Origin of the sequence: Desulfofundulus thermocisternus DSM 10259, assembly GCF_000686645.1 — a bacterium.
GTDB lineage: Bacteria > Bacillota > Desulfotomaculia > Desulfotomaculales > Desulfovirgulaceae > Desulfofundulus > Desulfofundulus australicus.
The window spans coordinates 282920-307443 of the sequence record NZ_JMLG01000002.1 but is presented as its reverse complement, the minus strand read 5'-3'; the positions used below and the strand labels follow the sequence as shown (position 1 = coordinate 307443).

Genomic DNA, 24524 nt, shown 5'->3' with positions numbered 1-24524 from the left:
TTTCTCCGGGAATAGCTGCCATGCTTACTCCAGAGAAACAGGCTATAAATGATGGAGGTAGAACATGAAAGAACTGATGACGGGTAACGAAGCAATTGCCCGGGGAGCCTACGAAAACGGCGTAACAGTGGGAGTTGGTTACCCCGGCACACCCAGCACGGAAATACTGGAGAATTTTTCCCGTTATCCGGGGATTAAGGCCCAGTGGGCCCCCAATGAGAAAGTGGCCCTGGAAGTGGGCCTGGGGGCCTCCCTGGCCGGTGCCCGGGTGCTGGTAACCATGAAGCACGTGGGCGTGAACGTGGCTGCCGACCCCCTGATGACGGCAGCCTATACCGGTGTAAATGGCGGGCTGGTGCTGGTATCGGCCGATGATCCGGGGATGCACAGCTCGCAAAATGAACAGGATAACCGCTTTTACGCCCGCTTTGCCCGGATACCCATGTTTGAACCCTCGGACAGCCAGGAAGCCCTGGACATGGTGGGGCTGGCCCTGCAGGTGAGTGAAGATTTCGACCTGCCCGTAATGCTGCGCACGACCACCAGGGTGGCCCATTCCCAGAGTTTGGTGGAAGTGAAGGAACGTAAGGAAATACCTTTAAAGCCGTACCGGAAAGATGCCCCAAAGTGGCTCATGGTACCTGCTTACGGGCGCCTGCGCCGGCAGTCCCTGGAAGAAAGGGTGCAAAGGCTTAAAGCTTACACGGAAACCACGCCGGTTAACTTTATTACCTGGGGCGATCGCCGGGTGGGTGTGATCACCAGCGGTGTCAGCTACCAGTACGTACGGGAAGCCATGCCGGGAGTATCCATACTCAAGCTGGGGATGACCCACCCCCTGCCGGAAGGTCTTATCCGCCAGTTTGCTGCCGGTGTGGAAAAACTTGTGGTGGTGGAAGAGCTGGATCCCTATCTGGAAGATTTCGTCCGGGGCCTGGGCCTGGAAGTGACAGGCAAGAAAATATTCCCCGCCTGGAACGAGTTCACCCCGGGTCTCATCCGGAGCAGGGCGGTGGCAGCCGGGTTACCGGTGCCCGCGCCGGATAAAGAGGAAGGGGCTGCTTCCCCTCCCCGGGAACTGCCCCCGGTTCCCGGGCGCCCGCCCGTACTCTGTCCCGGTTGTCCCCACCGGGGAGTGTTCTATGTGCTGCATAAATTAAAACTGCTGGTTACCGGAGATATCGGCTGCTACACCCTGGGCGGCCTGCCCCCCCTGGAAGGGATGGATACCTGTGTCTGTATGGGGGCCAGCATTGGTATGGCCCATGGCTGTGAGCTGGCCGATTCTACCCTGTCCCGGCGTACTGTAGCCGTTATCGGCGACTCCACCTTTTTCCACTCCGGTATCACGGGTCTTCTGAACATGGTGTACAATGGCGGCCAGGGTACGGTAATCATACTGGATAACCGTACCACGGCCATGACCGGCCACCAGGAGCATCCCGGTACGGGTAAAACGCTGATGGGAGAACCTGCACCCGCGGTGGATCTGGAAGCGCTGGTGCGGGCGCTGGGGGTCAGCCGGGTAAGGGTGGTGGACCCGCTGAAAGTAGCGGAATTGACGCAGGCCATTCAGGAAGAGGTGGCCTGCGGGGCCCCGTCGGTGATCATTGCCCGGCGGCCCTGCGCGTTGCTGCACAGGGAGAAACGGCCGCCGGTTATGGTGGACCGGGAAGCCTGCACCGGCTGCAGGAGCTGCCTCAAGCTGGGTTGCCCGGCCATTTCCGTACAGGATAAAAAGGCGGCGGTGGAAGCCATAACCTGTAACGGCTGTGGCCTCTGTGTCCAGGTGTGCCGTTTTGGCGCCCTGAAAGAAGGGGGAGAAAACAATGACTGAAGAAGCGGCTCGTTTACCGGTGGATATACTGATGGTCGGGGTGGGAGGCCAGGGGATTATTCTGGCCAGCAGGATCCTGGCTCATGCCGCCAGAGCGGCCGGGTATGATATTAAGGTTTCGGAAATCCACGGCATGGCCCAGCGGGGGGGGAGTGTGGTCACCCAGGTCCGCCTGGGGGAAAAGGTTTATTCCCCCCTTATACCCGAAGGGGAAGCTGATGTAATCCTGGCTTTCGAACAGCTGGAAGCCCTGCGCTGGGTGAACTACGTAAAAAATACGGGTACCATTATTGTTAACAGCCAGGTCATTTATCCCGTACCGGTACTGGCCGGTATGTCCCGGTACCCGGAAAACATACCGGCCCACCTTTCCCGCAGGGCCAGGACCATAATGGTGGACGCCCTGCAGAAGGCACTGGAATGCGGCAACAGCCGGGCGGCAAATGTGGTACTCCTGGGCAGCCTGGCCAGGAGGATGTCCATCCCCCTTTCGTACTGGATGAATGCCCTGGAGGCCTGCGTTCCCGCCCGCTACCTGGAGGTCAACCGGGCCGCCTTCCAGAGCGGTTATACTCTCTAGTCGTTTACTTAAACGGGATGCGGGAATCTGCGGCAAAGCGGCCGGGGTCGAGATATGGGTAAGCGGAAAATTTTTAACCTGGATGATTACCGGAAAAGGGATGCTGTGGCCGGGCCCGACCAGCAGGGAAAAAGAAGGGGTAAACTCTCCTTTTACGTGTTCCCGGGTTCCATCAGAGGACTGCTGAAGGAGAGAAAGTGGCTCCTGCTGGCCCTGCTGGTAATGGCTCTCATCTGCCTGCTGCCTGCTCCCCGGGGCCTGACGGTGGAGGGCAAGTACGCCCTGGGGCTCTGGGTTTTTGTCATCATCTGCTTCCTGACGGAAGCCATTCCCCTGCCGGCAACGGCCATTATTATCGGGTGCTACCAGGTTTTCACCGGCCTGGCCGGTTTCCGGGATGCCCCCCGCGCTTTTATGGACGACGCTGTAATTTTCATCATGGGCGTGTTGATGATGGGGGCCATGCTGATGAAATATAACATTCACAACCGGGTGGCCCTCTTTGTGCTCAAGCTATGCGGCACCCGCATTGAAAGGGTTATCCTGGGAATTGTGGCCTTCTGTGCTTTTAGCGCCGGTTTTATCACCGAACATGCTGCGGTAATGATCATGCTTCCCATCGGGGTGGGAATTGTTTCCCTGAGCGGCGGATATAAAAAGGTGCCCAACCTGGCCAAGCTGGTCATGCTCTCCATTGCCTACGGGGTGATGATCGGCAGCGTTGCCGCACCTTCCGGGGGTGCCCGCAATGCTTTGATGCTGGGCCTGCTGAGCAGCCTGAATATAAACATTGGTTACGGGCAATGGATGCTCATGGTTATGCCCTTCACGCTGGTCATGATTCCCGTGGTCAGCTACTGGTTGCTGAACCTCTTCACCCCGGAGGTCAAGGACCTTTCCGGTATCGTGCAGGCTATCAGGGAGGAAATGGAAGCCAGTGGCCCCCTGACCGTCCAGGCCCGGCTGGCCCTGGCTATTTTCCTGGCCGTGGTGGTCGGCTGGATCTTCGCCAGCCACCGCTACGGGGTGGGTACCATTGCCATGACGGGCATACTGCTGGCAGTGGTCCTGCACCTGGTCGACTGGAGCTACCTGCAGCAAAAAACGCAGTGGGGGGTGGTCCTGCTTTATGCCGGGGCCATCTCCATGGGTAAAACGCTCATTTCAACCGGGGCTGCTTCCTGGCTGGCCGGGCAGTTCCTGCACCTGGCGGAGGTAGCCGAGGTGAGCCAGGGCCTCTCGCTGCTGGCGGTTACCGCCACGGTAACCGCCCTGGTAACCAATACCATGGCCGACGGGCCAACGGTGGCTGCCCTCGGTCCCATCTTTTTGAAGGTGGCCGAACTTTCCCGGACCTCTCCCCTGGTAATCGGTGTATCTACCTCCCTGGCCTCGGCCTTTTCTTATCTCCTGATCATTGCCACCCCTGCCAACGCCATAGTTTACGGCCCGGGATATTTGCAGGCCCGGGATTTTTTAAAAGCCGGCGGAGTGCTCTTTCTGGTTTCCTTGCTCCTTACCGTAACCCTGCTTGGCAATTTCTGGTGGAGAATTCTGGGGCTGTGGTAGGGCGGGATGGACTTTTCAGAAAATTGCAGCTTTGGAAAATTACTTAGTGATTTATTGCACAAATCGATGGCCTGTGCTATACTTTTATAACAAGGAAAGGGTATAAAAAACGAATGTGAATATATGCACAACCAGGGTTACTGGTGAAAAACGTAGTGTACATGCGTGGTGAAAATACCGGGGAAGACCGGATTGCAGGCCGGTTACAGAAAAACAAGGGTAGGGACTAAACGTGCATGTGAATAATATAACAAGCCTGCATAAACGCGTTATGGCGTGGTGACAAAAAACCCCGGCGCCGGGTGCCGGCCCGGTACTGGTAAGGCACATATACTGCTCAGCCGGGTTGACTTGGGGGTGATATCCCGTGTTCTTCCGGAAAGTTACCAGCCGCAGCGGGGGAAAGGAGTACACGTACTTAAAGCTTATTGAAAACTACCGGGAAGGAAATAAGGTTAAGCAGAGGGTAATCGCCAACCTGGGCAACCTGGAGAACCTGACGCCGGAAAAGGTGGAGGGATTAATTAACGGCCTGGCCCGTATTTGCGGCGTCCAGCGGCGGCCTGCCAGCATAGAAGCCCGGAAGGTGCTGCGCTTCGGGGAAGTGCTGGCCCTGCACCGGATCTGGGAGCTGCTGGATGTAAAGGGTGCTGTGGAAGCGGCTTTTTCCGGTGAAAAGATTGAGCCCGATACCGCCCTGCTCCTGGAGTTGATGACCTTAAACCAGATTATCAATCCCCCGAATAAACAGGCCCTCAGTGAATGGTACCGGTGCCTGTACTTCCCCGAGGCACAGGGCAAGGAATTCCTGGAGCAGCACTTTTACAGGGTGCTGGAAAGTGTGGCCGGTGTGAAGGAAAAGCTGGAAGTGGAACTTTTCCGGAGACTGGGTACCATTACCAGGCTCAGCCGGGAGGTGGCCTTCTGCCTGCTGACCACGGCCACCGTTGAACCCGCCCCTCCGGGTGAGCTGCAGCATTCTGCCTATGGCCGGTACTTTTTACAGCTGCCGCAGGAGGAACTGCTCGTCTACCTGGGGATCATGGTCAGCCGCGAGGGAATGCCCATCGGCTGCCGGATCCTGGATGAAGTACCCGACGAGGGGGATTTCCGGGACATCATCCACCGGCTGCGGGATGCTTATGGCACCGGGCAGTGCATATTTGTGGGAGATCGCCGCCCGATGTCCGTCCCCCACCTGGAGGTTTTGATGTCCCACGGTTATCCTTACCTGGTGCGCCGCAGGGTGCAGTCGGAATGGGAGCTGGAACTTTGTGAGCGAGAGCTGGTGGAGAACCGGGCGGGGTTCAAGGAAGTTGACGAATCCCTGTGGTACAGGGAAGTGGTGGAAGGGGGGGTGCGTTACCTGGTATGTTACAGCCCGGCAGCGGCAAGGGAAAAGATTGGCGTTCTGACCGAACGTCTGGCCAGGGTGGAAGGTGAATTGCTGAAACTTCAAAAGAACCTGGCTGCGGAAAACCGTGCCGGAAGAAAGAACCTTCTCAAGAGTGCTGCCATATTGAGGGATAAATACTGCCGCCGTTATATTGACTGGCATTTTAACGAGACTACCGGGGAATTGACCTGGCGGCGCCGGGAAGATGTGATAGCCCGGGAGAAAAAAACGGCGGGGATTTTTCTTCTGGAAACCAGCACGGATCTGCTGGAGGGTAAAGAGCTGCTGCTTTCCTACACCCGGCTGAACCAGCTCGGGGAGTTCTTTAAACAAATCCGGAATTTTGAGTCCCGGCCGGGGGAGTTTTACCGTGAGCGCAACCTTTCCGCCAGCATCTTTGTCTGCCTGCTGGCAGCCGTGCTGGAAAAAACCCTGGAATATCTGCTGAGACGGGCGGGCATTGTCCTGACTTCCCGCCAGGCCCTGGAATTACTGGAAGAAGTGAAGGTAGCCGTCAACCGGGTGGATGATGTGGAGTTAAAATCGGTGACCAGCGTGGAAAAAAATCAGGCGGCGATCCTGCAGGCCATAGGGGTTTCCGACCCCGGGGCGCTGGTGGTCTGAGAACACCGACCTGCTGTTCCCGTGGAAAGGAGGTGCACCCGGTGGAAAAGAGGGTTGGGGAGCTCATGGTTCCCATTATGGAATTGGCCACGGTAGATGGGGAGTCAATGGTAAGAGAGGTCGTGGCAGCTCTCAAGGTCAGCCGGCGATATCCGGTGGTTATGGTCACGGAAAATGGGAAGATTGCCGGGATGATCGGGATGAAGGAGATTCTCCGCGGGTTGAACCCGGTGGCGTTTAAGAAGGATGCGTATGGCGGCTGGGTCGTCAACCCGGAGTGGACGGAACCGGTGCTGCTGGCAGGTTGCTTTCAGGAGCGCTGTGCAGACCTGGCCGGACGCGCGGCCAGGGAGATCATGGTACCCGTTTCGCGCCAGCTTAAAGTTCAGGACAGCGCGCTCAGGGCCGCTCACGTTATTATCAGAAACGCACAGGAACCGGTACCCGTCTGGGAAGGGGACCGGCTGGTGGGGGTGGTAGGGATGAAGGAAATATTTGCTGAGATTGTACGCGAACTGGAAGTTAAATGCGGACGGGGCAAGGTTATTTTTGCAGACCGCTTCCGCCGGAAAGGAAGCCTTAACATTACGGGGTAGTGACAATTATTTACCCAGTCTAGTGAAACATTTCACAAGCTGGACTGCAGTAACCGGCCGGCAAACAGCCGTGGGTTTTCGGATCTTGTCACCACAGGTTGTGGTGCCAAAAGGAGAGGGGGTGAGATGGGCGGTACGGTAGCGTGTAAAAACCGGCCCGCCGGCAACGGGAAAAAGGAATTCTCGGAAAGCGGAAACGGTCAGACTGAATCGTGTGGAAATTTAAGGGGGTATCACCTATGTTTAAACGGGTTATTGGCGGCGGACTGGCCGCCGGCGAATTCCTGACTGCCCTGTCCAGGAAACAGGCCCAGTGGGAATTGGAAATGAGCCGGGTGATTCTGGGCCGGCGCTGGAAACTCCTGCTGGTGGCGCTGTTCCCCGTTCTTCTGGGCCTGGGGATGGAGATGGCTGCGGCGGCCGGTCTGCCCGAGCACCTCGGCGGTCATAAGGCCTACATGCCCAGCTTTGCCACCACCGAGATGTTTGTAGGCTCCATCTTTATAGGTATCATGGCTGGATTGATTACCGGCGTTATTGGTGCGGGCGGCGGTTACGTCCTGACCCCGGCGCTGATGAGCATCGGGGTGAAAGGGATCATGGCCGTGGGCACCGACCAGTTCCATCTTTTTGCCAAAGCAATCATGGGTACGGTTATCCACCGCAAGATGGGTAACGTGAACTTCTGGATTGCCGCGTGGTTCGTCCTGGGCTCCGTAACCGGGGCCTCCGTGGGCGGCGTGATCAACAGGGCCATTTACCAGAAAAGCCCCGCTTTAAGCGATGCTTTCATCAGCGCGGTATACGTGTTCATGCTGGGCATTCTGGGATTTTACGCCCTGGCGGACTGGCTCAGGATGCGTAAAGGTATCACCGGCGGAACCAGAACATCAGGTGCCGATGCCACCACCAGGTTTGCCCGGTGGCTGCAGTCCCTTCCCTTGAAGCCGCGGGTAAAGTTCGATGAGCACATTGTCCCCGGTGGCCGGAGCATTGCCGTGTATCCCATTATCATCTGCGGTTTCATAGTCGGTTTTGTTGCCGCTATCATGGGTGTGGGCGGTGGCTTCCTTACCTTCCCCATGATGGTATACGGCCTGGGTGTATCCACCTTCACCACCGTGGGTACCGATATTTTACAGATCATTTTTACCACGGGTTACTCCTCCATCACCCAGTATGCTATTTACGGCTACGTCTTTTACACCGTAGCCATGGGCATGCTCCTGGGTTCCCTGGTGGGTGTGCAGATGGGTGCCCTGGTAACCAGAATGGTGAAAGGGGTTACCATAAGAGCCTTCTACGCCCTGACCATCCTGGCCGGCTTTGTAAACCGCGTCTGCGCCCTCCCGGGCAAGCTCAATGAAGTTGGCTGGATAAGCGTAAACAGCTCCACCGCTGCCCTGATTAACACTATTGGTACAGTGATCTTCTTTACCCTGGTGGGAATTTTCTCGGTGTGGATCCTGACCGTGTTCTTCAGGGGTGCCGGCAAGATCCGGGAAGCCGAGCGGCAGGCCCTTACGGCCGGCAGCGCGGGCCTGGGGCATTAAGGCAGCCTGGATAAAGGGGTGAACCGGCATGATAATTAAGAAGAGGGAATTCTTTATCGGTGTGGTGCTGCTCATCTCCTTCACCGTGGTTCTGGTTGTTATGTTGAGCCCGGTAATGAACGGCAAAACCGTAATTGGCTACGCCGACGATCTCTTTAACGAGTTAACCAAAGGCTCGACCTATTACATTCCCGATCTCATGAGCAGGGCGGAAAATTTTGAAGGACAGAATTTCCAGGTGACCCTGGAGGCTGCAGGTCAGGAAGAAGCGGCAAAAATGAACGGTCTTTTTACAGCCGCCGGGGCCATGGTGGCGGTGCAGGAGCAAACACTTACGGTCAGCGGTGACCTGGGCAAAATAGCCCGGGCGGCACTGGCCGATGCCGATGCGGAGTTCAATAACCGGGGCGAAGAAATCAGCAGCCGTTACGGTATCCCATCCCGGGAGGCCATTTACCACTGGTGGAACCTGTTCAAAGCCCTGGAGAAGAAATACAAGCTGGAGTCCCGTTCCGGTGAAATGTCCTTCGCCGGTTCGGTAATGACCAAGGGGCTGGAACCCGCCTACAACTTTGAGGGGATTCCATCCTCCCGGGTGGCGGATAAAGCGGGGGTAACCACATTCATGCTGGCCTTTTACGTCATCTACACCATCTGGTACGGTTTTGCCGTGATGCTCATTTTTGAGGGCCTGGGCATATCGGCTTCCGCACACGGCGAAAAGGCAGAGGCCTGATCAGCCTGCTGCGGCCCTGCCCGGGCCAGCGGTGATGGTGAAAATAAGGAAGCAGAAAATGGTATGAGAAGCGGTGCGCGGAGCACCGCTTTTTTTGTGCATGTGATATCAATCTTTTTGTCATCCGGCTATTGATTTCTGAAAATTTCGAGCTATAATAATGTCAACAGGGCGGAAAGGGGGTACCCTTCGCCAGGCGTGTCTGTTGTCACTACAGCAAACCCTGTTCTTGTCACTACCGTTTCCAGGCGGGGAAACCCCAAATTCAACGGGAAGAGGGGGACGGGAAAATGCACAAAAGCCAATCGTCTTCGCTGCGGGAGGATCCCCGCTGGCTGGTTAACCTGGGCCTGGCGGTGGATATCCTGGGCGTGGGTACCATATCCAGCATGACCGCATTGCTTTTGCTCAAGGTGTTTATGAATGATTTGTATAACAATGTGGTGACTTTTTTCCTCCGCTAACCGGCGGCCTGCGGGCAGCAGGCCCGGCCCGGCGGAACGATATCCAGACCCGAAACAGGCGCCAGCGCCTGTTTTTTGCTTTTTGCCTGCGATTATGGTCCCGCACCGGCCTGTTACCGGCCCGGCGCGCAAAAAATAATCCTTTTAAACCTGGAGGAAAACAGGATATAATATTTAAAATTAGCTTTTAAGATGCCCTGCCCGGCTCTTAAGGGGAAAGGAATGATTGGTATTGCGCAAAGAGGTGCTGGTAACCATCCGCGGGACGCAGACCAATGACCTGGGGGAGCGGGAGACCATTGAAATGGTAACAAAGGCCAATTATTATCAGAAAAACAGGTCCTTTTACATCATTTATAATGAATCTGAAATTTCCGGCCTGGCCGGAACCACCACTTCATTAAAGGCCGAACCCAGCCGGGTTACTTTGAACCGCATGGGTACGGCCGAAGTGAAGCAGGTTTTTGAAGAAGGGATTCACCATGAAACCAGTTATGTAACGCCTTACGGGTCCATGTGGATCCGGGTCCTGCCCTGGAAGGTGGAGGTGGACTTGACAGAGGTGGGCGGAAGTATTAATCTGGAATACGAGCTGGAGTTATGCCGGCAGAGAATTGGTTACAATGAATTATCCATTACCGTACAGGAGGTCTAGCTTTTTTGATGAAGGGAATAGTCCAGGAAGTGCGGGAACACCTGGCCGGTGCCCTGGAGAGGGCACTGGCTTCTGCTGTTAGCAGGGGCTTATTACCCGCGGTTGAGATACCGCCCTATGTGCTGGAAGTGCCCCGGGAAAAGGAGCACGGTGATTTTGCCACCAACCTGGCCATGCTCCTGGCCAGGCCGGCCCGTCTCGCGCCCCGTAAGATTGCCGGGACCCTGGTGGCACATCTGGATCTGACCGGGATCCCGGTGGACAGGGTGGAAGTGGCCGGGCCCGGCTTTATTAATTTCTACCTGGCCCCCCGGTGGGCGCTGGCCGAGCTGCCCCGCATCATAGCCGCCGATCACGACTACGGCCGGGTGAACCTTGGGCAGGGCCAGCGGGTTCAGGTGGAATTTGTCAGCGCCAACCCTACCGGGCTGTTACATATGGGCAATGCCCGGGGGGCGGCCCTGGGAGACAGCATTGCCGCCCTGCTGGATTTTGCCGGCTACCGGGTCACCCGTGAGTATTATATTAATGATGCCGGCAACCAGATTGAAAACTTCGGGCGGTCCCTGGAGGCCCGTTATTTCCAGCTTCTCGGCCTGCCCGCCCAGGTGCCCGAGGAAGGCTACCACGGGGAAGACATTATCGATACGGTAAGAGGTTTTGTGGAGCGTTTTGGGGACCGTTACCTGCAGGCCACGGAGCAGGAAAGGCGCCAGGCGCTGGCTGATTATGCCCTGAAAGAAAAGCTGGCGGCCATCAAAAAGGCCCTGGAGGATTTCGGGGTTCATTACGACGTCTGGTTTTCGGAAAAATCCCTCCATGAATCGGGGGCGGTGGAGGAGACCATCAATATCCTGCGCCGCCGGGGTTACATTTATGAATACGAGGGTGCCCTGTGGTTTAAGGCGACGGAGTTCGGGGCGGAAAAAGACGAGGTTCTGGTGCGCAGCAACGGCATACCCACCTACTTTGCTGCGGATATTGCCTACCACAGGGACAAATTCCGCCGGGGCTTTGAGCGGGTGATCAATATCTGGGGGGCGGATCACCACGGCCATGTGGCCCGTATGAAAGGGGCGATGGCCGCCCTGGGTTATGATCCCGAAGCCCTGGAAATAGTGATCATGCAGCTGGTGCGTCTGTACCGGGGTGGCGAACTGGTACGCATGAGCAAGCGTTCCGGCCAGTTCGTTACCCTTGAGGAGCTGGTGGAAGAGGTAGGCAGGGATGCAGCGCGCTACTTTTTCGTCATGCGCAGTGCCGACAGCCACCTGGATTTTGACCTGGACCTGGCCCGGGCGCAGACCAATGAGAACCCGGTTTATTACATCCAGTATGCCCATGCCCGCATATGCAGCATTCTGCGCCAGGTGGACGGGTCACTCCCCCCGGCCGAACAGGTGGACCTGGACCTCCTGAGGGAAGAAGAGGAGCTGGCCCTGGCCCGCAGGCTGGCTGATTTTCCCGAAGAGGTGGCCCTGGGGGCAAAGGATCTGGCTCCCCACCGCATGGCCCGTTATCTCCATGAAGTGGCCGGGCTGCTGCACAGTTTTTACAACAGCCACCGGGTAATCACCGGTGATGAAGCCCTGACTGCCGCCCGGCTGGTGCTGGTGGGCGCCACCCGAATTGTTTTGAGGAACGGACTGCGCCTGCTGGGCCTCTCCGCGCCGGAGAGAATGTGAATGGGTTTGCCCGGCCGCAGGCGGGATGGGAGAGTGTGTTTACTTGTTGAAAGAAGCTGTTCTGGCATTGATCACGGGTATTGTGGTCGGTGCGGCCTTTGCCTGGTTGAAGCTGCCTGTGCCCGCACCCCCAACCCTGGCGGGGGTTATGGGGGTGGTGGGCCTTTTTCTGGGTTATATTCTGGTGGCCCGCCTGCTTAACCGTTAAATTCTGTTGACATGATCTGCTACCACGGCTAGAATAGGATAGGTACAGGGTGAGTCCTGATAACCTGAAGGTAAGTACCTGCCTGCCGGTGCCTGTTGCATGGGGCTGCAGGCCGCTTTTTTAAAAAAACTGGCCGTGGCTCTTTTGATGCCCGGAATTAGAGAGGAATTATAGAATTCATAAAAAATCTAGCCATAATTACTGGACAGGAGGCTATCATGGCCAAATTTATTTTTGTCACCGGTGGAGTAGTATCGTCCCTGGGCAAAGGTATTACTGCCGCTTCTCTGGGCCGCCTGTTAAAAAGCCGCGGCCTGAAAGTGGCCATTCAAAAACTGGATCCCTACATCAATATTGACCCGGGAACCATGAGCCCCTACCAGCACGGGGAGGTTTTTGTCACCGAGGATGGTGCGGAAACCGACCTGGACCTGGGTCATTATGAACGTTTCATTGATAGTAATTTGAGCCGCAGCAGTAACGTGACTACCGGGGGCATATACTGGTCGGTAATCACCAAGGAACGGCGTGGTGACTACCTGGGTGCCACCGTACAGGTGATCCCCCACATTACCAACGAAATAAAGGAAAGGATCCTGCGGGTGGCAGCCGAGTCCAACCCGGACGTGGTAATTACCGAGATCGGCGGCACCGTGGGCGATATCGAATCCCTGCCCTTTCTGGAAGCCATACGCCAGCTGCGCACCGACCTGGGCCGGGAGAACGTCATGTACATCCACGTCACCCTGGTACCTTACCTCAAGGTGGCCAACGAGTTAAAAACCAAGCCCACCCAGCACAGTGTTAAAGAACTGCGCAGCATCGGTATTCAGCCCGACGTGATTGTCTGCCGGACGGAAAAACCCCTTTCCCGGGAGATGGAGGAAAAAATAGCCCTCTTTTGTGATATTGACCCCCGGGCGGTAATCCAGGCTGTGGATGCCCCTTCCATTTATGAGGTGCCCCTGATGCTGGAGAAGGAGGGGCTGGGGGAAATAACGGTGGAACGACTGGGCCTGCAGTGCCATCCCCCTGAACTGTCCGATTGGGAGGACATGGTCAACCGCATGAAAAACCTGCGGGAGAAAGTGGTCATCGGCCTGGTGGGCAAGTATGTTTCCCTGCCCGATGCCTATTTCAGCGTGGCCGAGGCCCTGCGCCATGCAGGGCTCCATCATGGTGCGGCGGTGGACATTCGCTGGATCAATTCCGAGGAACTGGAGCGCAGGCCGGTTGAAGATTACCTCCTGGAAGTGGATGGCATACTGGTCCCCGGAGGTTTTGGGGACCGGGGTATCGAGGGAAAAATTAAGGCCATCCGGTATGCCCGGGAGAGAAAGGTTCCCTTCCTGGGCATATGCCTGGGCATGCAGCTGGCGGTGGTGGAGTATGCCCGCCATGTCCTGAACTGGGCTGGAGCCAACAGCTCCGAGTTTGATCCCCGGACACCCTATCCGGTAATTGATTTATTACCCGAGCAAAAAGAGCTGGAACGCCTGGGTGGAACCATGCGCCTGGGCCGCTATCCCTGCCGTCTGGTTCCCGGAACCCTGGCCTACAAGGCCTACGGGGAAGAAATAATTTACGAGCGGCACCGCCACCGTTACGAATTGAACAATAACTACCGGGATGAATTGTCCCGCGGGGGGCTTGTCTTCAGCGGCCTGCGTCCCGATGGCTACCTGGTGGAAATTGTGGAGCTGCCGGGGCACCCCTGGTTCCTGGGCACCCAGTTTCACCCCGAGTTCAAATCCAGGCCGAACCGGCCCCATCCTCTCTTCCGGGACTTTGTGGGCGCTTCCCTGGCTTTCCGGGGGAAACGGGCCTGATACCTGCATGATATCGGCCGGCCGGGTAAAAATAGCCCTGTGGGAGGTTTTCCGGTATGAAAAAAAGGTTTATTGCCGCCGCGGTGTGCCTGGCAGTGCTGCTTTCCCTGGGTGCCGGGCTGGTGAGCGTTTTAGGCCGGGCGGACGGCAGGATAAGGGTTGCCGGGAATACCGGAACGGTGGCCATTATTGCCATTAACGGCACCATTGTCAGCGGCCGGGCCGGCGCGGGGCTTTTCAGTACGGGAACCGGTTCGGAAGAAGTAATGGAGCAATTACGCCGGGCATCCCGGGACCCGGCCATTAAAGCCGTGGTTTTGCGGTTGAACAGCCCGGGTGGTACCGCCGCCGGGGCCCAGGAGATTGCCGCGGAAGTGGACCGGCTGCGTAAAAGTGGCAGGAAAGTGGTGGCCTCCATGGGTGATACCGCTGCATCGGGGGCTTACTGGATTGCCAGCCGTGCGGATAAAATTGTGGCCAACCCCGGCACCCTGACCGGCAGCATTGGTGTAATCATGCAGACCCAGGACCTGCAGGGCCTCTACGGCAAGCTGGGCATCAATACCCGCACCTTCAAAAGCGGACCGTACAAGGATATGGGTTCACCAAACCGGCCGGTGACCCCGGCGGAGCAGGACATCTTTCAAAGTATGGTGGACGACATATATGATCAGTTCCTGCATGCTGTTTCCGAGGGCAGGAAAATGGACCTGGACCGGGTGAGGGAGCTGGCCGACGGGCGGGTATATACCGGGCGCCAGGCGCAGAAGCTGGGGCTGGTGGATGAGCTGGGCAACCTGAGGGATGCCGTGCGCCTGGCCGGGCGTCTGGCCGGCCTGGGCCCCGAGCCCGCCATCACCGAATTGGGTCCCCGGGGCATCTGGCCGCCCGGTTTCCTGGCCGGAACCTTTTCCCCCTTCAGGGGCAGCGGTAATTCCGACCTGCCAACGGCCATCTGGCTGATTTGCCCTCCCTGCCTCCCTCCCGTTACGGATGGTGATGAACTTGTGTTTCCCCCTTCCCGGGGATAAGTTATGGAGGTGATCCAGGTGGAAGAGTATACCGGAACTTCCGGCGAGACCACAATCCCCGGTGAAGGCAGTCCTGCTGCCCCTCCGGAGTCACCCCCGGGCTTTCTTGATCTAATCTACGGTGTTTTTTTTGAACCCCGTTCTACTTTCCGGCGGCTGTCAGCCAATCCGCCCCTTGGCCTGGCCGTTATAATCTTTACCCTGGTCAACCTGGCCGGCGCCCTTGCCGGTGGGCTGATGGGCTATCATTTAAGCATGCAGGCCGTTCCTCCTTACATGGGCATGCACTGGCTGACCCCGGTTGCACCCATGATGGCGGTGGCGGGATTGATTTTCCAGTACATAAAGTGGGTGGTGGTAAGCGCCCTCCTTTACCTTACTGCCAGTTTGCTGGGCGGGCAGGCCAGGGCTTCCGGGGTTCTGACCATAACTGCCCTGGCGGCGCTGCCGGGGCTGCTCATGATCCCTGTGGATGTGCTGCTTTACCTGTTCAACGTCCGGGGAACGGGCCTTACCGCGGTCACGGCTGTTTTGGGGCTGGCTGTTTTCCTGTGGGGTGTTGTCCTGGTAGTCCTGGGGCTGATGGAGATGTACCGGTTTTCCGCCGGCCGGGCTGTGCTTGTGGTATTGCTGCCCCCGGCCGTAATTGTCCTGAGCGGGATCGTCCTGCTGGTGATCTTTGCAGCGGGTATTTCTTCCCTTTTACCGCTGGCCGGCTGAAGGTGAAAAAAATTTCCCTCCCGGGAGGGATTTGGTACCCCCTGCCGAATCAGTACATTAACGCATCGCATTTATGGGGTGAAACAGTTTCAGCGGGGGTGTGGCTGGATGGCGGATTGCCGGTATTATTTGCTGGTGGTGGACGATCAGGCCGGAGTACGTCGTATGCTGCAGGAGGCCCTAAACGATGAGGGCTATGAAGTGGTGTCGGTAGCTTCCGGGCCTGAGGCACTCCAGAAAGTTAAACAGGGCGGCATAGACCTGGTGCTGCTGGATATGAAAATGCCCGGTATGAGCGGGCTGGATGTTCTTCGGGAAATCCGCAGGTTAAATCCGGATCTGCCGGTAATTTTGATGACTGCTTATGGAGAATATGAACTGCTTGGCGAGGCCAGGACGCTGGGAGTCAAGCATTATGTAAGCAAGCCTTTTGATCTCCAGGAGGTACGTTATTTCGTCCGGGCCCTCCTCGCGGACAAGCGCCCGGTCAGGAGCTATCTGGAGGTCATAGGCTAAAGATACTGCACAGGCAGGCTTAGTGGGGGCTTGGTTTGCGTGATTATCAATACCCAGACGACCCTGGTTATGCGGTGTCCGGAATGCGGCAGGCTGGAGCGTCATGAGGTTTCCCGGTTTGCCCTGGCAGGTGCCCGCTCCTCCCTGCACATCCACTGTTCCTGCGGTGCCCTCAAGTCTTCCTTCGTTGTTCGGCGGAAGAGGGTGTACATAGAGGTTCCCTGCGTGGTCTGTGGGTCGAGCCACACATCCCTGGTCACGGCCCGTGCGTTGTGGTCGAGGACCGATAATATCGAGCTGTTTTGTCAGGTTACCGGCTTGGAGCTGGGGTATCTGGGAGTACAGAGCCGGATGAGGGATCAGGTTTATCTGGGAAATACCCTGGATGGAATGGATTTCCTGGCGGACGGTTTCTTCCATAACCAGGAAGTGATGTCGGGAGTTATAAGACATTTGCATAACCTGGGCCGGGAAGGAAGAATTTACTGCGAATGCGGCAACCAGCATATTGATGTGGATGTCTTTCCCGATCGCCTGGAGTTGCACTGCAGGCGCTGTCAAAACTATTATATAGTATACGCGGAAACCAGGCAGGATCTGGACGCCATAGAGAGGGCCTGGAAAATCAAGCTGAGCCGGCATACCTGCGGATGCTTCGGTAGCCCTCCGGATAAACCCCACCATAACTGGTAATGCCAGAGCCGGATAAGGAATGATGGAAAAAAGGAAGAGCCATAAATAATATTTTTCCCCCCGGGGGATAATGGAAATAAAAAGAAAGGGGGAGGGAAATTGCCCCTTGTCCCGGTAAGCGTCCTGCTCAAGGATGCCGCCGCTGAAGGTTATGCTGTCGGAGCCTTCAACTGCAATAATATGGAAATAGTACAGGCCATCGTGACGGCGGCGGAAGCGGAAAAGGCCCCGGTAATCCTGCAGGCGAGCCAGGGTGCTATCAAATATGCCGGTGTTGATTATATTGCGGCCATGGTGCGGGCAGCCGCCCGCAGAGCCAGGGTACCGGTGGCGCTGCACCTGGATCACGGTACCAGTTTTGACCAGGTGGTCTGCTGCCTTGTAGCCGGCTTTACTTCCGTGATGATTGACGGTTCCCACCTGACCCTGGAGCAAAACATTGCCCTGACCCGCCAGGTGGTGTCCGTGGCCAGGCCGGTGGGTGCTTCGGTGGAAGCCGAACTGGGGAGAATAGGCGGTGTGGAAGACGATATTGCCGTTGATGAACGGGAAGCCTTCTTCACCGATCCCGGTGAGGCCCGGTATTTTGTCGAGCAAACGGGAGTGGATTCGCTGGCCGTGGCCATTGGTACGGCCCATGGCCGCTATAAGGGCCGGCCGCAGCTGGATTTTGCCCGCCTGGCCCGGATCAGGGAACAGGTGTCCGTTCCCCTGGTCCTGCACGGAGCTTCCGGTGTACCCGACGATGATTTAAAGGAAGCCATCCGGCTGGGGGTACGCAAGATCAACATTGATACCAATATCCGGGAATCCTTTGTGGAAGCCATCCGGCGCAGGCTTGCTGAAGACCCCCGGGAAATTGACCCCCGCAAGATCCTGGGTCCGGCCCGGGACGCGGCGGTGGAAACAATCCGGGAAAAGATGAGGGTCTTTGGCTGCTCCGGAAAGGCTAAATGGTAAGGCCCGCTTATTTGAACCCCCGCGGCGCTCCCCTGATGAATTTTGCAGAAATAAGACAGCATTATGGCTGAGTTCGAGGAGGACTGTTCATGCAGCTTTTTCTGGATACTGCCAATGTGGAGGAGATCAGGAAAGCGTACGCCCTGGGTGTAATCAGCGGTGTAACCACCAACCCGTCCCTGATTGCCAGGGAGGGCCGGGATTTTGCTGAAGTTGTCCGGGAAATCACCACCATTGTGGACGGGCCCATCAGTGCCGAGGCGGTGAGCCTTGATGCTGAAGGCATGATTGCAGAGGCGGAGGAACTGGCCGCCATCCATCCCAATATTGTGGTTAAAATACCCATGACCGCCGAGGGGCTCAAGGCGGTAAAGGTCCTGGCGACCAGGGGGATCAAAACCAACGTAACCCTGGTCTTTTCAGCCAACCAGGCTCTCCTGGCGGCCCTGGCCGGGGCTACCTATGTCAGTCCCTTTGCCGGCCGCCTGGATGATGTGGGCCACGACGGGATGGAGCTGATCCAGGAAATCATGGCCATTTACAGCAACTACGATTTCCCCACCAAAGTAATTGCCGCCAGTATTCGTCATCCGGTGCACGTAATCCTGGCCGCCCGGGCCGGGGCAGATATTGCTACGGTGCCCTATAAAGTTTTGATGCAAATGCTCAAGCATCCCCTGACGGATGCCGGCATTGAAAAGTTTCTGGCCGACTGGGCCAGGGTACCCCGGAAATAAACCTGCTGTCTTGCGGTGGTAATGCGTATAAAAGAGAAGATCCTGTGCTGGAAAAACAAAATCGTGGTAGAATATTATCACAAAATAATGGTCCTTCCCGGGGCACCGCATAAAATTGCCCATGGGGTTGCCCTGGGGACGGCCCTGGATTTTTTTCCCATACCTTTCATCAGCATCCCTGTGGCCTACCTTCTGGCCCGCTGCTTGAAGGTAAATGGTGTTGCTGCCGCCCTTGCAGCTGCATTTTTCAAATGGGCCGTCCCCTTTTTTTACATCCTCAATTACCTGGTGGGCAATGCTGTAACCGGTTGCAGCGTGGCGGTGGAAACCGGTACCGGGGGGTCCCTTCCCACCGTCAAGCAGCTGAGTTACCCCTTTTTTGTGGGGGCGGCCATAAATGCTGCTGCGGCGTGGCTGTTGATTTATTTCCCCGTCCGCCGCATCCTGGAAATGCGGCGGACCACCAAACACCCATAAATGTACACACCCTCCTCATAAATTCAAAACCGGCCGGTTGTTCTCCCTGTAATTATTTTCTTTTCCCTTTTGCCTGGCTGTATTACCCTTTATTGTATTCCGGAGTACAAGTATTGCGGCTGCTTGAGCAGCAATATACTCCTTTAGCGAGCATATCCTTTTGAGTTTTGGTTCCCGCAGTTCCGGGAAGGCAGGGGCGGGAAGCAATTTATTTTCCATATCGGGATGGAAAGGAATGGATGTAATGTGAATTATTCGGAACTCGAAAGCAAAACCATGCAGGAGTTATATAAAATAGCGCGGGAGCTGGAGCTTACCGGCTATTCCCGCCTGCGCAAGCGGGAGCTTATTTTTGAGATCATTAAAGCCCAGGCGGAGAAAAACGGGTTAATTTATGCCCAGGGAGTGCTGGAGATCCTCCCTGACGGCTACGGTTTCCTGCGGCCTTTTCAGTACCTGCCCAGCCACGATGACATCTATGTATCTTCCTCCCAGATCCGCCGCTTTGACCTGCGCACGGGGGACCTGGTAGCCGGGCAGGTGCGCGGGCCCAAGGAAAACGAGCGCTACTATGCCCTTTTGCGGGTGGAACAGGTGAACGGTGTCGATCCGGAGAAAGCTGCCGAGCGATTGCACTTCGACGGCCTCACCCCTCTCTACCCCCAGGAGCGGGTTCGCCTGGAGACCGAACCGGACAGAATTGCCACCAGGATCATTGATCTGGTGGCTCCCATCGGTAAGGGGCAGCGGGGGCTGATTGTGGCACCGCCCAAGGCGGGCAAGACCATGCTGTTAAAAGAGATTGCCAACAGTATCACCCGGAACCACCCGGAGATAAACCTCATTGTGCTTCTCATCGATGAGCGGCCGGAAGAAGTTACCGATATTGAACGCTCGGTGAAAGGCGAAGTGGTGAGTTCCACCTTTGATGAGCCGCCGGAAAATCATGTGAAAGTGGCGGAGATGGTGCTGGAGCGGGCCAAACGACTGGTGGAGCACAAACAGGATGTGGTGATCCTCCTGGACAGCATCACCCGCCTGGCCCGGGCACACAACCTGGTCATTCCCCCCAGCGGCCGCACTCTTTCCGGTGGTGTGGACCCGGCAGCCCTGCATAAACCCAAGCGGTTCTTCGGTGCTGCCCGCAACCTGGAAGAAGGCGGCAGCCTGACCATACTGGCCACCGCCCTCATCGAAACGGGCAGCCGGATGGATGATGTAATTTTCGAGGAGTTCAAGGGTACGGGAAATATGGAGCTTATTCTGGACCGCCGCCTGGCTGAGCGGCGCCTTTTCCCGGCCATCGATGTACAGCGTTCCGGCACGCGCAAGGAAGAGCTGCTGCTGTCCCGGGATGAACTGGAGTGGATCTGGTTTTTCCGCAAAGCTACCGTGGGTATGGCCCCCTGGGAGGCCATGGAGATGCTCGTGGAGCGGATGAAAAAGACCAAAACCAACGAAGAGCTCCTCCGCCTCTTCCGCGCGGCCCGTAAAAGCGGCCCGGTGGTCCCTCCTGACAGGCCTCCCGACGTGCGCCGGGATATTTCCCCCGAAAGCCAGTGACAGTTCGCGCCATGCGCAAATAATCAATTAAAATTTGTTTCCCCGGTTGGGGTACGGCGTTGTCCTGAGCCTGCGACTTTGCGGAGCCCGGTAACAGCACCCGCCGAAGCGCGCGGTGATAACGCCTTGCCTTTATGCCTTAATCCTTGCGTCCCATGTATAAAACTGCCCCCCTGCTGGCAATCCTCTTTTTTAGACTGCTTGATTACAAAATGGCGGTGCGTTTTGAAAGCGTTCCGCCGGGAAGCAGCTAAAGGAGAGGACTGCATATGGATGAGTTAGTTAAGAAAGGTCTGGGTAAATTAGGTATATTACTGGTAGGGGGGACCATTCTGGTGGCCAGCCTGCTGCCGGGGGTGTCTTCTTATGCCGCCCCCGATGAGGCCATTCTCAGCGGCAGCTACGGCATTCTTCATCCAGTGGAAGAGGAATCGCCGGCAGTTGAACGGCAGGAGTACCGGGTGCAGCCGGGTGATACCCTGGAGAGCATAGCCAGCCGTTACGGCCTGCCGGTATCTGCCCTGCAGGAGATAAACGGCATCCGGGACGCCGACTTCATCGTGGAAGGGCAGGTGCTGCAGGTACCCGCCCGGGTGGTGGCCCATACGGTGTTGCCGGGAGAAACCCTCTCGGAGATATCCCGGCGCTACTGCGTACCCGTATCCCGGCTGGTGGCCGTTAACGGTTTAACAGACCCCGATGCCCTGTTCCCGGGTCAGGAGGTTACCGTACCTGTTGCCTGTGACGGGCCGGAAGCAGGAGCTGTTATCCCGGCCCTGCCCGTGGGCCAGCTATCCTGGCCCGTAATGGGGTGGGTAAGCTCCCCCTTCGGCTGGCGGGACGGCCGGCCCCACGAGGGGTTGGATATAGCTGCTGCGGAAGGTGAGCCCATCCGGGCGGTACGTTCCGGCCGGGTCGCTTTCGCCGGCCCGCGGGGTACTTACGGCAATACGGTCATCATTGACCACGGGGACGGGCTGGAAACCCTTTACGCCCACGCTCTTCAGGTGCTGGTGGAGCCGGGGCAATGGGTGGAGGCCGGGGAAGTGATCGCCCTGGTGGGCAGCACCGGCCGGTCCACCGGTCCTCACCTGCACCTGGAGGTGCGCCTGAACGGTATACCCTACGACCCCATGTTATGCCTCACCCGTACCAGAGTTTAAAGGCCCGCCTCTTTTGCGGGCCTGCTCGTGAACAGGCTCTTAATGTGCCCTGGTTTTACTCGTCGCTCCCGGTCGTTTCGCTGGCCGGGCCAAAAGGCCCCGGCTCCGGTCTTCGGCGGGTACCGGCCACATTCACACCTCCTGTGTTCAGGTGGCCTCCGCGGACATCCTGTCCGCGGCACGGGCCTGGCCCGGCAGCGCTCACTCCAGGTCGCTCCTGCGGTAAAACCAGGGCACATCCCCGAAGTATTTTGTCTAAATGCTGGAGGCCCGCTTCTTTTGCGGGCCTGTTCAAATTGTTGACCTGCTCCTCCCCCTTGCCTATAATGGAAGCATGGTTTAAGAGCCTGTCTTTCGCGGAGGTTTTTTTCGTGTATCGTCTGGTATATGCCGATTACCGGGGGCGTTTTTACGATCATCCTGAAATGGCCGCAGCCGGGCGGACCGGGGACTGCTTTGTGGAGATAACCCCTTCCGAGATGATGCCCCTGCCCCGGGGCGCTTCCCTGGTGCTCATTCCCGCCGGCAGCCCGGTGGGGCTCGACCGGCGGGGCAACTTTGTGCTGGTAGAAAGGGTAAGGGGGAAGGCCGCTTATGCGGTGGCTGCCCTTCTGCCCCAGGGTTACACCCGTACCCTCCTGCCGGCTTACCGCCGGCCGGCGGGGGAAAAGCCCCTGCCCCTCCTGGGTTACACGGCAGTGGCCTGGCATAAAGGAGGGCTGTGGGTGGCGGCCCGGCAGACGGATGATCCTTACCGCTGGGATCCCGTGCACTTCAACACCCCGGAACTGGATGCTCTGATTACCGCGCGCCTGCGCCGCCATCCCGGCAATCCCGTCCTGGCCGGGCTGGCCCGCTGTGCCCGGGAATACTCCTGCTTTACCGCCCAGAACATTTTTTACCGTCGCTGGGAGGGAGGGCTGCCCGTTTCCCCCCGCTGCAATGCACGTTGTCTGGGGTGCATTTCCAGACAGCCGCCCGAATGCTGTCCTTCGCCGCAGGAGCGGATCCCATCCGCCCCTCCGCTGGAAGCGGTGGTGGAAGTAATGGAGGAGCATTTGCGCCGCGCCCCTGGCGCGATTATCAGCTTCGGCCAGGGGTGTGAAGGGGAACCGCTGCTGGCTGCCGGAATCATTGCCGCCGCCACTTCCCGGGTGCGGCGGCGGGTATCCCGGGGAACGATTAATATAAATACCAATGCCGGCCATACCGCCGGCATGGAAGAGGTTATCGCCGCCGGGGTGGATTCCATCAGGGTGAGCCTGATCAGCGCCAGGCCGGGTATATACCGGGCCTACCACCGGCCCCGCGGCTACGATCTCGGCGATGTGCGCCGCTCCATCCTGCTGGCCCGGCGGAGCGGGGTGTTTGTTTCCCTGAACCTCCTGGTGCTGCCCGGCCTGACCGACCGGGAGGAGGAAATGGAGGCTCTTCTCACCTTTGTCGAGGAGACGGGGGTGCAGATGGTGCAGCTGCGCAATTTAAACATCGATCCCGATTATCTCTTTAACCACCTGCCGCCGGCCCGGGGTGAGCCGGCCGGTATCGGGGAACTCGTCAACCGGCTGCAAAAGGTCCCGGGGCTTACGGTGGGGAATTTCAGCCGGGAGGTGCGGCCATAGCAACCCGGTTGCGGCCTTCCCTTTTGGCCCGGTACATGGCCCGGTCGGCGGCCAGGAGGAGCTCTTCCGCGTCCCGGGCGTGGTCCGGATATACCGCCACCCCCAGGCTGATGGTCAGGCACCCCCCCGGTTGTTTCTCACGGTGGGGGAAGGGGTGCTGTTCCACCATCCGGCGCAGTTTCTCTGCCGCGGTAAGTGCCCCGTCCTGACCCGTCTGGGGCAAAAGGATGATGAACTCTTCACCCCCGTAGCGGTACACGGTGTCCACATTTCGAGTATGGGCAACAAGCAGGGCGGCCAGTTGCTGCAGGACCTCGTCCGCGGTCAGGTGGCCGTTGGTATCGTTGTAGTTTTTGAAATAATCCACATCGGCCATGATTAAGGCCAGGGGGGTGGAGTAGCGCCAGGCCCGGGAAATTTCCCGTTGCAGGTCGAGAGCCAGCTGGCGCCTGTTGTAGAGGCCGGTCAGAGGATCCCGGCTGGCTTCCCGGGCCAGGGTGTCCATCAGCTGCTTGCGCCGGAGCAGGGAGCGGGTGCGGACCAGCAGTTCCTCCCTGTCCACCGGCTTGTATAAAAAATCATCTGCCCCGCACTCCAGGCCGCGAATTCTATCCTGTTTTCCCTGACGGGAGGTGATGAATACCAGCGGGATATCTTTTAAGCCCGGGTTCTCTTTCAGGCGGCGGCAGACTTCAAAACCATCCATCCCGGGCAGGATTACATCCAGGAGGATCAGGTCGGGCTTCTGCTGTTTGGCCAGCAGCAGGGCCTGGGCACCGTCGGCGGCGGTGATTACTTCCATACCTTCACCGGCCAGGTACCCGGCCAGGATCCTGCGCTGCAGGGGGCTGTCCTCCACCAGCAGGACCCGGCTTTTCCCGCGGGGAGCCAGGGGCTGGTCGGCCAGCTGCTTTTCCAGCTGCCGCAGGGTGGTCACGGATCTCAGCCGCGCCGCCAGTTCCACCCGGCTTACGGGTGTGTGCAGGACCTCGTCCACCCTTAACCAGGGGTGGCTGGTAAAATTGTCCCGGGAACTGGTGACAAGAATTACCGGGAGTTTATTGCCCTCTTCCTGTAAAAATGATTCCAGGCAGCCGGCATGGGGCTGTGGTTTTAGGGGCTCGAAGATGAGCACGTCGGCCCTGTGCTGGCGGAGGAGCTCAACGGCTTCCTCTTCCCGGGCGGTGATGAGCAGGTTGTACAGGTCGTATTCCAGCTGGGAAGCCACAGCCGAGATGGTTTCCCGGTTGCCGGATAGGAGCAGTACCAGGGGATGCGGGGTGGAACCTGTCAAATAAAAAACCTCCTGC

The 24524-nt window shown here is 57.8% G+C and carries 23 protein-coding genes; 22 read left to right on the top strand and 1 reads right to left on the bottom strand.

What is annotated here, in order from left to right:
• The first annotated feature begins 64 nt into the window (after positions 1-64).
• The 22 genes from iorA (at position 65) to BR83_RS0103480 (ending at position 23214) form a co-directional block, all read left to right on the top strand.
• Complete coding sequence (gene iorA, locus BR83_RS0103590) at positions 65-1837, top strand: indolepyruvate ferredoxin oxidoreductase subunit alpha (RefSeq protein WP_027355920.1); 1773 nt, start codon at positions 65-67, stop codon at positions 1835-1837.
• The gene (locus BR83_RS0103585) at positions 1830-2417 is read left to right on the top strand and encodes an indolepyruvate oxidoreductase subunit beta (RefSeq protein WP_027355919.1); all 588 of its coding nucleotides are present in this window, start codon (positions 1830-1832) and stop codon (positions 2415-2417) included. The genes iorA and BR83_RS0103585 overlap by 8 nt, the downstream gene beginning before the upstream one ends.
• Before the next feature lie 54 nt (positions 2418-2471).
• Positions 2472-3986: an SLC13 family permease gene (locus BR83_RS0103580; protein ID WP_084327052.1), complete on the top strand. Its 1515-nt coding sequence runs from the start codon at positions 2472-2474 to the stop codon at positions 3984-3986.
• A gap of 367 nt (positions 3987-4353) precedes the next feature.
• On the top strand, positions 4354-6006 hold the full coding sequence (locus tag BR83_RS0103575; protein WP_027355917.1) for an IS1634 family transposase: 1653 nt from the start codon (positions 4354-4356) through the stop codon (positions 6004-6006).
• 41 nt (positions 6007-6047) lie between these two features.
• Positions 6048-6602: a CBS domain-containing protein gene (locus BR83_RS0103570; RefSeq protein ID WP_027355916.1), complete on the top strand. Its 555-nt coding sequence runs from the start codon at positions 6048-6050 to the stop codon at positions 6600-6602.
• A 239-nt stretch (positions 6603-6841) separates the two neighbouring features.
• On the top strand, positions 6842-8155 hold the full coding sequence (locus BR83_RS0103565) for a sulfite exporter TauE/SafE family protein (protein WP_051617828.1): 1314 nt from the start codon (positions 6842-6844) through the stop codon (positions 8153-8155).
• Positions 8156-8183: 28 nt separating this feature from the next.
• Positions 8184-8891, top strand: coding sequence for a hypothetical protein (locus tag BR83_RS0103560; RefSeq protein ID WP_027355914.1), 708 nt, complete (start codon positions 8184-8186; stop codon positions 8889-8891).
• Positions 8892-9181: 290 nt separating this feature from the next.
• The gene (locus BR83_RS17110; protein WP_157832958.1) at positions 9182-9355 is read left to right on the top strand and encodes a hypothetical protein; all 174 of its coding nucleotides are present in this window, start codon (positions 9182-9184) and stop codon (positions 9353-9355) included.
• Positions 9356-9581: 226 nt separating this feature from the next.
• Positions 9582-10010, top strand: a complete 429-nt coding sequence (locus tag BR83_RS0103550; protein ID WP_242655883.1) for a YwiB family protein — start codon at positions 9582-9584, stop codon at positions 10008-10010.
• An 8-nt stretch (positions 10011-10018) separates the two neighbouring features.
• The gene (gene argS, locus BR83_RS0103545; RefSeq protein WP_027355912.1) at positions 10019-11695 is read left to right on the top strand and encodes an arginine--tRNA ligase; all 1677 of its coding nucleotides are present in this window, start codon (positions 10019-10021) and stop codon (positions 11693-11695) included.
• Between the two features lie 46 nt (positions 11696-11741).
• Complete coding sequence (locus BR83_RS16590; protein ID WP_073164565.1) at positions 11742-11903, top strand: XapX domain-containing protein; 162 nt, start codon at positions 11742-11744, stop codon at positions 11901-11903.
• Positions 11904-12121: 218 nt separating this feature from the next.
• Positions 12122-13732 (top strand): CTP synthase, encoded by a 1611-nt coding sequence (locus BR83_RS0103535; protein WP_027355911.1) that lies wholly within the window; start codon positions 12122-12124, stop codon positions 13730-13732.
• 56 nt (positions 13733-13788) lie between these two features.
• Positions 13789-14763, top strand: coding sequence for a signal peptide peptidase SppA (gene sppA, locus BR83_RS0103530; protein ID WP_027355910.1), 975 nt, complete (start codon positions 13789-13791; stop codon positions 14761-14763).
• Between the two features lie 3 nt (positions 14764-14766).
• Complete coding sequence (locus BR83_RS0103525; RefSeq protein WP_027355909.1) at positions 14767-15483, top strand: Yip1 family protein; 717 nt, start codon at positions 14767-14769, stop codon at positions 15481-15483.
• A 108-nt stretch (positions 15484-15591) separates the two neighbouring features.
• Entirely contained in the window at positions 15592-15999 is a 408-nt protein-coding gene (locus tag BR83_RS0103520) for a response regulator (RefSeq protein ID WP_027355908.1), read from the top strand.
• A 39-nt stretch (positions 16000-16038) separates the two neighbouring features.
• Entirely contained in the window at positions 16039-16692 is a 654-nt protein-coding gene (locus tag BR83_RS15000; RefSeq protein WP_051617826.1) for a hypothetical protein, read from the top strand.
• Between the two features lie 99 nt (positions 16693-16791).
• Positions 16792-17652, top strand: coding sequence for a class II fructose-1,6-bisphosphate aldolase (locus BR83_RS0103510; RefSeq protein ID WP_027355907.1), 861 nt, complete (start codon positions 16792-16794; stop codon positions 17650-17652).
• Between the two features lie 89 nt (positions 17653-17741).
• Positions 17742-18389, top strand: coding sequence for a fructose-6-phosphate aldolase (fsa, locus tag BR83_RS0103505; RefSeq protein WP_027355906.1), 648 nt, complete (start codon positions 17742-17744; stop codon positions 18387-18389).
• Between the two features lie 21 nt (positions 18390-18410).
• On the top strand, positions 18411-18866 hold the full coding sequence (locus BR83_RS0103500) for a DUF2062 domain-containing protein (RefSeq protein ID WP_051617824.1): 456 nt from the start codon (positions 18411-18413) through the stop codon (positions 18864-18866).
• Between the two features lie 246 nt (positions 18867-19112).
• A complete protein-coding gene (gene rho / locus BR83_RS0103490) occupies positions 19113-20429 on the top strand; it encodes a transcription termination factor Rho (protein ID WP_027355903.1) in 1317 nt (438 codons plus the stop codon).
• Positions 20430-20698: 269 nt separating this feature from the next.
• On the top strand, positions 20699-21592 hold the full coding sequence (locus BR83_RS14995; protein WP_051617822.1) for a peptidoglycan DD-metalloendopeptidase family protein: 894 nt from the start codon (positions 20699-20701) through the stop codon (positions 21590-21592).
• A gap of 371 nt (positions 21593-21963) precedes the next feature.
• Positions 21964-23214 carry a radical SAM protein gene (locus BR83_RS0103480; protein ID WP_027355902.1) on the top strand — a complete coding sequence of 417 codons (1251 nt, stop codon included), beginning with the start codon at positions 21964-21966 and terminating at the stop codon, positions 23212-23214.
• On the opposite strand, the gene BR83_RS14985 is transcribed toward BR83_RS0103480, so the two are convergent.
• Positions 23192-24508: a diguanylate cyclase gene (locus BR83_RS14985; protein WP_051617820.1), complete on the bottom strand. Its 1317-nt coding sequence runs from the start codon at positions 24506-24508 to the stop codon at positions 23192-23194. The genes BR83_RS0103480 and BR83_RS14985 overlap by 23 nt on opposite strands.
• Between the last annotated feature and the right edge of the window lie 16 nt (positions 24509-24524).

Excerpts from the sequence above, each read along its gene's own strand:
- iorA (WP_027355920.1), top strand. The coding sequence starts at position 65 with ATGAAAGAACTGATGACGGGTAACGAAGCAATTGCCCGGGGAGCCTAC.
- BR83_RS0103585 (WP_027355919.1), top strand. The coding sequence starts at position 1,830 with ATGACTGAAGAAGCGGCTCGTTTACCGGTGGATATACTGATGGTCGGG.
- BR83_RS0103580 (WP_084327052.1), top strand. The coding sequence starts at position 2,472 with ATGGGTAAGCGGAAAATTTTTAACCTGGATGATTACCGGAAAAGGGAT.
- BR83_RS0103565 (WP_051617828.1), top strand. The coding sequence starts at position 6,842 with ATGTTTAAACGGGTTATTGGCGGCGGACTGGCCGCCGGCGAATTCCTG.
- BR83_RS0103560 (WP_027355914.1), top strand. The coding sequence starts at position 8,184 with ATGATAATTAAGAAGAGGGAATTCTTTATCGGTGTGGTGCTGCTCATC.
- BR83_RS17110 (WP_157832958.1), top strand. The coding sequence starts at position 9,182 with ATGCACAAAAGCCAATCGTCTTCGCTGCGGGAGGATCCCCGCTGGCTG.
- argS (WP_027355912.1), top strand. The coding sequence starts at position 10,019 with ATGAAGGGAATAGTCCAGGAAGTGCGGGAACACCTGGCCGGTGCCCTG.
- BR83_RS0103535 (WP_027355911.1), top strand. The coding sequence starts at position 12,122 with ATGGCCAAATTTATTTTTGTCACCGGTGGAGTAGTATCGTCCCTGGGC.
- sppA (WP_027355910.1), top strand. The coding sequence starts at position 13,789 with ATGAAAAAAAGGTTTATTGCCGCCGCGGTGTGCCTGGCAGTGCTGCTT.
- BR83_RS0103525 (WP_027355909.1), top strand. The coding sequence starts at position 14,767 with ATGGAGGTGATCCAGGTGGAAGAGTATACCGGAACTTCCGGCGAGACC.
- BR83_RS0103520 (WP_027355908.1), top strand. The coding sequence starts at position 15,592 with ATGGCGGATTGCCGGTATTATTTGCTGGTGGTGGACGATCAGGCCGGA.
- fsa (WP_027355906.1), top strand. The coding sequence starts at position 17,742 with ATGCAGCTTTTTCTGGATACTGCCAATGTGGAGGAGATCAGGAAAGCG.
- BR83_RS0103500 (WP_051617824.1), top strand. The coding sequence starts at position 18,411 with ATGCGTATAAAAGAGAAGATCCTGTGCTGGAAAAACAAAATCGTGGTA.
- BR83_RS14995 (WP_051617822.1), top strand. The coding sequence starts at position 20,699 with ATGGATGAGTTAGTTAAGAAAGGTCTGGGTAAATTAGGTATATTACTG.